This window comes from Frankia sp. CcMO1 (assembly GCF_977945845.1).
Genome location: NZ_CDWTMG010000221.1, coordinates 1 through 8,332 on the forward strand (window position 1 = coordinate 1; position 8,332 = coordinate 8,332).

9 protein-coding genes and 1 pseudogene are annotated in these 8,332 nt (G+C 67.3%); 5 read left to right on the forward strand and 5 right to left on the reverse strand.

Going from position 1 to position 8,332, the window contains the following annotated elements; translation table 11 throughout:
- Window positions 1-330 (reverse strand): hypothetical protein (locus AC08OU_RS19850; protein WP_476605527.1); only part of this gene is annotated, 330 nt, incomplete at its 3' end.
- Between the two features lie 585 nt (window positions 331-915).
- Between AC08OU_RS19850 and AC08OU_RS19855 the strand changes: the two are divergent.
- From AC08OU_RS19855 to AC08OU_RS19870, 4 genes and pseudogenes are all read left to right on the forward strand, one after another.
- Window positions 916-1,473, forward strand: a pseudogene (locus tag AC08OU_RS19855) (transposase family protein); the annotation flags it as partial.
- A gap of 58 nt (window positions 1,474-1,531) precedes the next feature.
- Complete coding sequence (locus tag AC08OU_RS19860; protein ID WP_476605528.1) at window positions 1,532-2,212, forward strand: Crp/Fnr family transcriptional regulator; 681 nt, start codon at window positions 1,532-1,534, stop codon at window positions 2,210-2,212.
- Between the two features lie 16 nt (window positions 2,213-2,228).
- Window positions 2,229-2,477 carry a hypothetical protein gene (locus AC08OU_RS19865; RefSeq protein WP_476605529.1) on the forward strand — a complete coding sequence of 83 codons (249 nt, stop codon included), beginning with the start codon at window positions 2,229-2,231 and terminating at the stop codon, window positions 2,475-2,477.
- On the forward strand, window positions 2,461-2,940 hold the full coding sequence (locus AC08OU_RS19870; protein WP_476605530.1) for a hypothetical protein: 480 nt from the start codon (window positions 2,461-2,463) through the stop codon (window positions 2,938-2,940). Before AC08OU_RS19865 ends, AC08OU_RS19870 begins: the two co-directional genes overlap by 17 nt.
- A gap of 296 nt (window positions 2,941-3,236) precedes the next feature.
- Here AC08OU_RS19870 and AC08OU_RS19875 read toward each other — a convergent pair whose 3' ends face one another.
- From AC08OU_RS19875 to AC08OU_RS19890, 4 genes are all read right to left on the reverse strand, one after another.
- Window positions 3,237-4,409: a protein kinase family protein gene (locus AC08OU_RS19875; RefSeq protein ID WP_476605531.1), complete on the reverse strand. Its 1,173-nt coding sequence runs from the start codon at window positions 4,407-4,409 to the stop codon at window positions 3,237-3,239.
- Between the two features lie 294 nt (window positions 4,410-4,703).
- A complete protein-coding gene (locus AC08OU_RS19880; protein ID WP_476605532.1) occupies window positions 4,704-5,225 on the reverse strand; it encodes a hypothetical protein in 522 nt (173 codons plus the stop codon).
- A gap of 610 nt (window positions 5,226-5,835) precedes the next feature.
- A complete protein-coding gene (locus AC08OU_RS19885) occupies window positions 5,836-7,116 on the reverse strand; it encodes an IS701 family transposase (RefSeq protein ID WP_476605533.1) in 1,281 nt (426 codons plus the stop codon).
- Window positions 7,117-7,461: 345 nt separating this feature from the next.
- Window positions 7,462-7,704: a hypothetical protein gene (locus AC08OU_RS19890; RefSeq protein WP_476605534.1), complete on the reverse strand. Its 243-nt coding sequence runs from the start codon at window positions 7,702-7,704 to the stop codon at window positions 7,462-7,464.
- 191 nt (window positions 7,705-7,895) lie between these two features.
- On the opposite strand from AC08OU_RS19890, the gene AC08OU_RS19895 reads away from it, so the two are divergent.
- A partial coding sequence (locus AC08OU_RS19895) for a helix-turn-helix domain-containing protein (protein ID WP_476605535.1) occupies window positions 7,896-8,332 on the forward strand: 437 nt, incomplete at its 3' end.

The following is an 8,332-nucleotide window of genomic DNA, read 5'->3' on the forward strand; positions in this document are numbered from 1 at the left end:
CGAGAAACGGTTCGCGGCCGTGGCGCGGACCGTGCGCGGCGTCAGGACGGCCGCGAGCAGCCAGCCGCAGCGCAGGAACGCGACGAGGCCCGCCGCGCTCAGCAGCCAAAAGCCAGCGCGCGCGGCACCGGACAGGCTCAAACCGACGGCCGCGCCGATCTGGGTCGCCGCCACGGCCGCGATCCCGGCCTGGATTGTGACGAGCGTCCCGGCCTTTCCGTCGGCCTGTTCGGTCGCCTGCTGGAAGGAGCCCAGAGCGGCGATCGCCGCCGACAACTGAACGCCGCAGGGATCGCAGCCGGTGCGTTCCCTCTCGAGAAGCTCCGCCATGAGGCGCTCCTTTCCGCGTTGGGTTCCGGCCCCGGGAGTGGAACTCACCGTAGAAGGGGCCGGCCGCTCCGTTCCCGTCGCCGGACGGGATGTGCCCGGACGCCGCACGTCCCCCACACCCCGCCGCCCGGGACGGGCGGAGCAGGGCAAGGTCCGGGACGGTTCCCGTGTTCACTCGATGTTCGATCGACGAAGGAGGAGCCCGGCTATACCCCCGCGGCCCTGGACACGACTACCCCGCAGCATTTCGCCGTGCCTTCCCTGCACCACCGCTGTCAGTCGCACAAGGACCCCTCACGGCCGGAATCAACAGTGAGAGCGCGCCGCACCCAGCCCAGATCCGCCAGGTTCGAGCTGGTGTGCCTTGAGGAGGCATCAACGCCGGTTCCTCTCGTACTCCTCTCCATCTCGCTAGCCGAACCCGCCCCATCTGGCAGTGCTGGAACGTCCCGGCGTCGTCAGGGCTGCTCCCACCCTCCCCGGCACCTCCCGGATCAGGCTGCCCCCAGCTGCACCGCCCTGCTGCGACAGGACAGCGGTGGTGGTCTCTCACCTCCACTCGAACACCAAGCGCCTCACGGCGCACACTCCGGCAAGCACAAGAAGCACGGCGGCAACGTGCAAGTCATCGCCGACCCTGCGGGCCGGTTGATCTGGGCCTCACCGGCCTTGCCAGGTGCCCGGCACGACGCCGGCGCCGCCGGTGAACACGCCATCCCGCAGGCACTGGCCGCGGCCGGCGTGACGGCGTTCGCCGACACCGCCTACCACGGGCTCGGCCCCAGCGTGCGGGTTCCGCACCGGCGCAGCCGTTATGACCGCGGCACCGACAAGTTCGTCCGTCGCGAACTGTCCGCCGGGCAGAAGGCCGTCAACCGCGCCCACTCGGCGCTACGCGCTCCCGGCGAACGCGCCAACGCCGAACTGAAGAACTGGCGCATCCTACGCAAGATCCGCTCGAGCCCCGCCCACAGGGAAATGATCTTTTCCGTTGACAGCAGTATCGGCTCACGAACTCGTGCTCGGTGCCCGCCATGTCACGCGCTCGCCGGGCGCCAACCGGACCCGCACCGTCAAGACGATCGGCTACACGGGACCCGAACCGAGCTGGCGCGTCCCAGTACGACGCCCCCCGCTAGGTGACCGACCGCTGATCTCGGCCTTCTTCCACTTAACTAAGTGGACTGTTACGCTTTCATGCATGGACTACAAGCTGCTGGCGCCTGGGGAGGCTCCGCTCGGTGAGGAGGAGCGCGCCGAGCTGGAGGCGTTGGGCCATCCGATCCACCGAGCCGCGAACCAGCCGTTCTTCCTCGAGGGCGAGACCGGGGACTTCGTCCTGCTGCTCAAGAAGGGGCACGTCAAGGTGCTCCGGGGCAAGCCGCCGCGGATCATCGACATTCGCGGTCCCGAGGCCGTCGTCGGTGACCTGGCTGTGCTCCGAGGGCTGCCGCGGATGGCGAGTGTCGTCGCGTTCGACGACGTGGAGGCGCTGTACCTGCCCGGCGAGAGATGGCAGCAGTTCCTCTACGCGCACCCGCGGGCGATGCACGCGCTGCTCAGGAGCACCGGCGACATGGCCGACCGCGCGACCCGGAAGAACGTCGAGTCCGAGCTCGCGATCGAGCAGCAGCTGGCCAAGCGGATCGTGGAGCTCCTCGACCTAGGGCTCGGGGAGCGCACCGGCGATGCGGGTGTCCTCCTGCGGCTGAGCCAACACGACCTCGCCTCCCTGATCGGGACGAAGAAGCTCGACTCGGTGAAGAAGATCATCCGGTCGCTCAAGACAGCGGGGATCGTCGACACCGGTCGGCAGGCGATCACCATCGCCCGTCCGGCCGAGCTCCGTAACATCGCCGACGGCGTCCGCACCCTCAGCTGAGTGATCGGGGGACGGGATGACGTCGCGGGTACTCGCCGAGCTGGCCGCCCACGGTGATGTCGTCGTCTGGATCGGCTCCGTCGCCGTTATCGCCAAGGCCTCACAGGTGGTGCTTCGCACCTGGATCAAGGAGATCTACGAGACCCGCCGGGCGAAATACGTGTGGGACCTCTGCCCGCCGGAGGACGTCCACAAGGTCGCCAAGTACCTGCATGGTGACGCCCACGGCGATCGGCGCGAGGTCTCCGATGCCGCGTCGCGCTGAGACGCGCGGCGACCGGCTGCTGCTGCGGCTGGAAGCGATCGTCGTCGGGCTCGGGCTCGACCGGCGCGACCTCGTCGTCTTCGGCAGCGCTCCGCTCTTCGCGCACGGGCTGTGTCCCGACGTCCACGACCTCGACGTCGTGGCGCGCGGAGCAGCCTGGGACGGGCTCCAGGGCAGGGGCGAGAACGACACCGGCACGGTCAACGGCGCGCCGATAGTCTCGTTCTGGGACGGCTGCATCCAGTTCTCGCAGGGCTGGATCTCACCGGAGTGGGACGCCGACGCGCTCATAGACCGCGCCGAGACGATCGGTGGACTGCCGTTCGCCGCGCTCACTGACGTGCTCGCCTACAAGGAGCAGTTGCGGCGGGACAAGGACCTGACGGACATCGCGATCCTCCGCCGTCAGCTGGGTGGTGTCAGGTCCACGTCCACGGGCGTACCTCGCGGGCCCTTTCGATGAGCTCCATCCGTTCCTCCCGGGGTCCGTCGGCGTCACCAGCGTGCACGGCTCCGCGTCCAGGGCCTCGCGCAGCGGGCGCTCCTCAGCCGGTACTCCGGCCACCGTGACCGGGGCACACAAGGAGCTGCCGCGATCCCTATCTGAGAAGAATACCGTTGCCGCATCGCGCCGTCGGAAGCGGCCGGCCCAGTGCTCTCCCATCTTTGGTCGCGATGAACACGCGCTCGTGCCGCGGGTAGTGGGTGGGGGCATGCCGCGCTCTCGCTGGCCCACCGTGCGCAGCGTCCGGCCCCGGGCTACGCCGGGGCGTCGGTAGGCGTGGCGGCAAGCCCTTCAACGTCCGCGACGAGCTCAAGCACTGTCTTGTACCGTCTCTCAGTCGCAGGATCGACGCACTTCTGGACTATCGGGGACCATTCGCCTGGGCCAGGACGCAACGATTCCTTGCCCGTAAAGATGAATGAGAGCACCCACCCGATCACGTAGATCTCGTTGGAGACGTTGTACTCCTTGAAATTCTCCAAGTGTGGATCGCGGATGGTGCCTTTTAGTTCGGTTTTGGTGCGCGTGAAGTCCGAGGTCGCATCCTTCACGAGACCGAAGTCAGAGAGCTTGACCAGAACGGCGCCACTAGTGAAGACCTTCAACAGGACATTTTGCAGGCTGATGTCGCGATGGAGTAGGCCCTGGCTGTGGAGGTAATTCACGCCGTACAAGAACTGGAGAGCGATGCGCTTCCGCGTTGCGAAGGTCAAGATGCCGTTCCGCCTGCCGATGTAGGCGCGGAGGGTCTCGTCGCAGAACTCCATCCGGTATTCGTTGCGCTCGTCATCGTAGCGGTACACCTCGACCACGTATGGAAAGCTGAGCCGCTTCATCACCTCGAATTCTTTCTTGAAACGTCGCAGATCCCGCTCCTCAATGCCTCGCTTGGCCCTCTTGACGGCGAACTTGATGCCGTAGTCGGGGTCGACGTAGGAGTACACGTGCGCATATGACCCCTCGCCCACCATGGAGAGCTTGAGGTTGATCTGTCGTTTCTTCAGCTTGATCGTGTCGGACGCGCGACTGAACACGGGTTCGTATTTAATTACCTTGATTTGCTCGAAGTTTTCGGGAACTGCGCTGCCCCCACTGCGCGACAGCCAAGGCGCACAGCGCTCGAGCGCGTCCTGGTAGCCGACCGCGAAGGTGACCTCAAAACCCGCCCGTCTGAGCTCATAGAGGTCGTTGTTGAGCTCGTCAATCAGTGCGATGAGATCTCGACTGTTGTCCGCCCAGTAGTGGCGAGTGCTCCGCGCTCGATCGTTGATGTCGTCGAAGTGACCGTTCAACCGCTTGTGCAGCACGCTGAACATGTGCCCGAACTCGGGGTCGTCCTCGTACAATCTTGAGAACGCGGCTGAGCTGGCCTGGGCCTCGTACTTCGCTTTCAGATCGTCGAGCATAAGCTCAGTCGGGCTTGCCATTCCAGGTCTCCTCTGCGACAGCCGACGCGGCGGTCGCCATCCCACAATCCTCCGAGCGGGCTGCTAGTTCGGGGACCACCTTACGCGGGGTTTGGTTGCCGGTTCGTCGCTCGGCAGGGCACAAGGAAGAATGATGCACGCTCGTGCCGCCGGCCGCACGGAACGCGCGATGCGGACGACGGCCTTCGGCTCGCCCGAGGAGTCCGCGTTGATCACCCGCATGCGACCGTCGCGCTCCAGGCGCGCACACGTGTACGTCCTGAGCCGCGGCGCCGGGAAGCTAACCCCGCCCTACTAACCGGACAAAGTCCCTGGTTCCGCAACGTCGGAGGACTCGACCGGCTCGCGGTAGACGGCGCCGGGCTCAGGGACACCAAGTTCCGTCCGGATCTCCACCAGTAGGCGCTGGATCGATCGCTCCAGCTGATCCACCGGCGGATCGCTCTCGTACAACTCGGGTCGTCGCCGGTTTCCCCGGGCGTACTCCCAGACGTTGTACGCGTGCGTAATGCACAATCGAGCAGCCTCCTGAGCGGGTACCGAGCCGCTCGTTAGCCGCAGCCGCTCGTACTGCGTTCGCGCCTCCGTCCGCGCCGCCCGGAACTCCGGCACCAACTCACGGTCATCACCACCGTGGCCGGCCTGGTTCGCGAGGTACCGCGTACGTGCCATCGCGGCGACGAATGCGGCACACGCCGAACGAAGCTCGTCTCCCCTGCGAGTCCGCTCCTCACGTCGAGCCCGGACCAGTTCCGTAGCCAGGGTTCCGAGTACGCCAATAGCGGCTCCGAGCAACGCGAAGACTGCCTCTGACATCCATGCAGTCTGTCAGAGGGCTCTTGAGCGGCCGGTGATGATGGTTCTCGCCACGCGTCCACCACAGACGCATCCACACTGCGATGCTCTGCTTCGGTGATGGGGGTCACGCGCGAGCGGCCACTGAGTAGGGTCGGGGGCTGGAAACGGAGCCCTCACGGGCCACCGCGCCAGCCCCCGACCCTACTGAGTGCCTGGCTGCCCTCGGCGAATCACTCGGCGCGCTCGCGCGATGAGAAGCCGTGCCCTATGGGGCGCCGGTGTCGCGATGTGACCGCCAAGCGTTGCCGATGCACGAACTTGCCGACGACACTGCACCGGTTTCAGCACGCTGAACGATCGGGGCATCGGCGCGGGACGGGGGCCCGTCCGCCACGCCGCGTCCGCGCGACCATCCGCTCCTGTACTACAGCTGCGGATCAGGTGGAATCTGTTGTGGCTGTTCAGGCTCGAAGGTGAGCGGGGACTCGCTCGCCTCGTCGCTGGTAGTGGCTGATCTGGGCTCGTAGGCGGTGGGCCTGTTTCCACATGGTCCAGCGGATGGTGGCGAGGCGGTCGCGAGTGGGTTGGAGCCAGGCGCCGAGCAGGGTGACGACGTCGGCGACTGTGGTCAGCTGGCGCCAGAGGCCGTTGTCGGTTGTCGCAGCGCGGTTGAGGTCGCTGGCAGGCCGTTTCCCCGGTGTGCTGCTTCGGTCGGCGCCTCACCGGCTGGGCTGTGATCGGCATGCAGACGGGCTTTGCGGGTGGCGGCGAAGGCGTGGGCGAACATGCACACGACCACGTGGTGGTGGAACGCTGTCCAGGTGCGGACCTGGTGCTGGTCCAGGCCGATCAGGTCCTTGCCCTGCTCGTTGCATTCCTCGATCCGCCAGCGGATCCCGGCGACCGCGACCATCGCGTTGGTGGCGGTCGCGGCCGGGGCGTGGGCCAGGAAGTAGCCCACCTCGGACGGATCGCTCACGCTGCGGCGGATCATCAAGGTGTGGGTGAACCCGTCGGCGGCAGGCTCGTCGGGCAGGGTGACGGTGAAGAACGCCCAGTCGTAGAAGCGTTCGCCCTTGGCGCCGTGCCCGCAGGATCGCCGTTCCCACCGAGTCGCGCGGGCCAGCAGGTCATCCGCCCTCGCGACGGCGGCCTGAGCGCCGATGGCGTGCACGCGGGTCAGCGGCTGGGATGACGGGACGGCCATCACGTACCGGCGTGAGCGTTGGGTGGGCCAGTCCCGCACCTCGCGGTACTGGCCGTAGCCGCCGTCGGCGGCGATCCACCCGTACCGCACCCCGGTGTCCTCGGCCTCGGTGAAGAGCTCGACGGCCTGACGGGGCTTGGTCGCGAACACCACGTCCTTCGGCACCCCGGCCTCACGGCAGCGGTCGGGGTCCTTGGTCCAGCGTTCGGGCAGGTACAGCCGGTGCCCGATGAACGCGTGCCCGCCACCGTGCTCGGCGAGCCGGGCGTAGGCCAGCATCACGATGACCTGGCAGTTCTCGATCTGGTTGGTCGACCCGCAGTGCTGAGGCGCAACCCCGACGGACTTGACCCCCTTCTTGATCATCTGGGTGTCGTCGACGATCAGCACCCCGTCCTGGTCGTGACCCAACGTCTCGACGACCAGGTCCCGCACGTGCGCCTCGAGGGCGCCGGCATCCCAGGCGCCCCGGCACAGGAACGTCTGGATCCGGCCCGGGTGGGTGTGCCCGGCCTGCTCGGCCAACGTCCAGCCGTTCTTCTTCGGCAACGACGACAACAGCCCGACCGTCATCTGCCGCAGCAGCTCCCGCGGCTCCGGGCGGGCGAACACCGGCGCCACCCGGGCCAGCCACCCGCCCAGCTCCCACGTCCAGGCCTCGACCTGCCGACCGACCTGCTGCGCCACATCGTCAAGGATCACACGAGCGGCAACCCCGCCCGGTCAAGACAAATTCCGAGATCCGCAGCTGTAGTACCTGCCGCGTACAGTGTGCGCTGGCGCGCGCTGTAAAAGCGCGGCGCCAGCCCCGTCCGGACATGCCGCATAGCGACGGGCGTGACCCGCGCCAGCGAGTGGACGTTGATCGCTGACTCGAGTCCCCGGGCTCGAACGCCGGAGCGGTGCAGGGCAACCCGTGGGCAACCCGACCGGGGATGCGCACGTCGGGGACCAGCCGTCAACGATCGCCTTGGTCATCCACGTAACTAACGCCAAGGTGATTGCGCGAGACCAGCACACCGTCGACCGAACCACGGGGCGACCGGTTCAGAGCACGCCGAAGCGTCGTCGGGATTCTTCTTGGCGGCGCAATTCGGTCGCATGCATGCTCACTCGATTCTCCGCCAGATCGAACCCCAGTAAAGGCATGTGCCAGGTGTCCAGCACGAGGCGGCAAGCGGCGTCGTCGATCGCCTCGGAGCCGGGGATGCCGCTGTCAGCACGCACTTCGTCCAGGACGGCGGCATTGAGTTCACGAACGGCCTGCCACGTCAGGGGGGCGGGAGCCATGCGCCAAACGCGCTGAATGACGGGTCTTCGAAGTTAGCCGGGGTCGGTCCTGTCGGGTGAGCGTGGCAGGTGACGGTGTGTGATGTTCTCTGCGTGCGGCGTGTCTGACGCGGAGCGCCCGTAGCCCCTGGTGATCGTGGTTGTTCTCACGCAATCACGGCACCGACGGGGCTACGGGCTTGGACAACGATATGACGGGCGTCGGTGACGCGACGGTGCTGCTGGACCTGGACGGCCTGGCGGTCGAGAGCGTCGAACGGGCGGCGGACGGTTCACGGCTGGTGCATCTGGCGACTGTGGACGAGGCGGCTACGGCGTGCCCGACGTGTGGTGTGTTCGCCAGGCGGGTGAAGGAGTACGTGCGCACCAGCCCACGGGATCTGCCGTGCGGCGGCGGCCACCTTCGGCTGACCTGGACCAAGCGGCGCTGGTATTGCGGCGAACGGTTGTGCCCGCGGGCCTCGTTCACCGAGTCGGTCTCCTTGGTGCCGGCCCGGGCCCGGGTCACGACGCGGTTGCGCGCGCACGCCGGGGATCTGGTCGTGGATGGCCTGTCGGCCACGGTGTCCGCGGCGGCCCGGGCGACGGAGTTGTCGTGGCCGACGGTGATGGACGCGGTGCGGGTGCA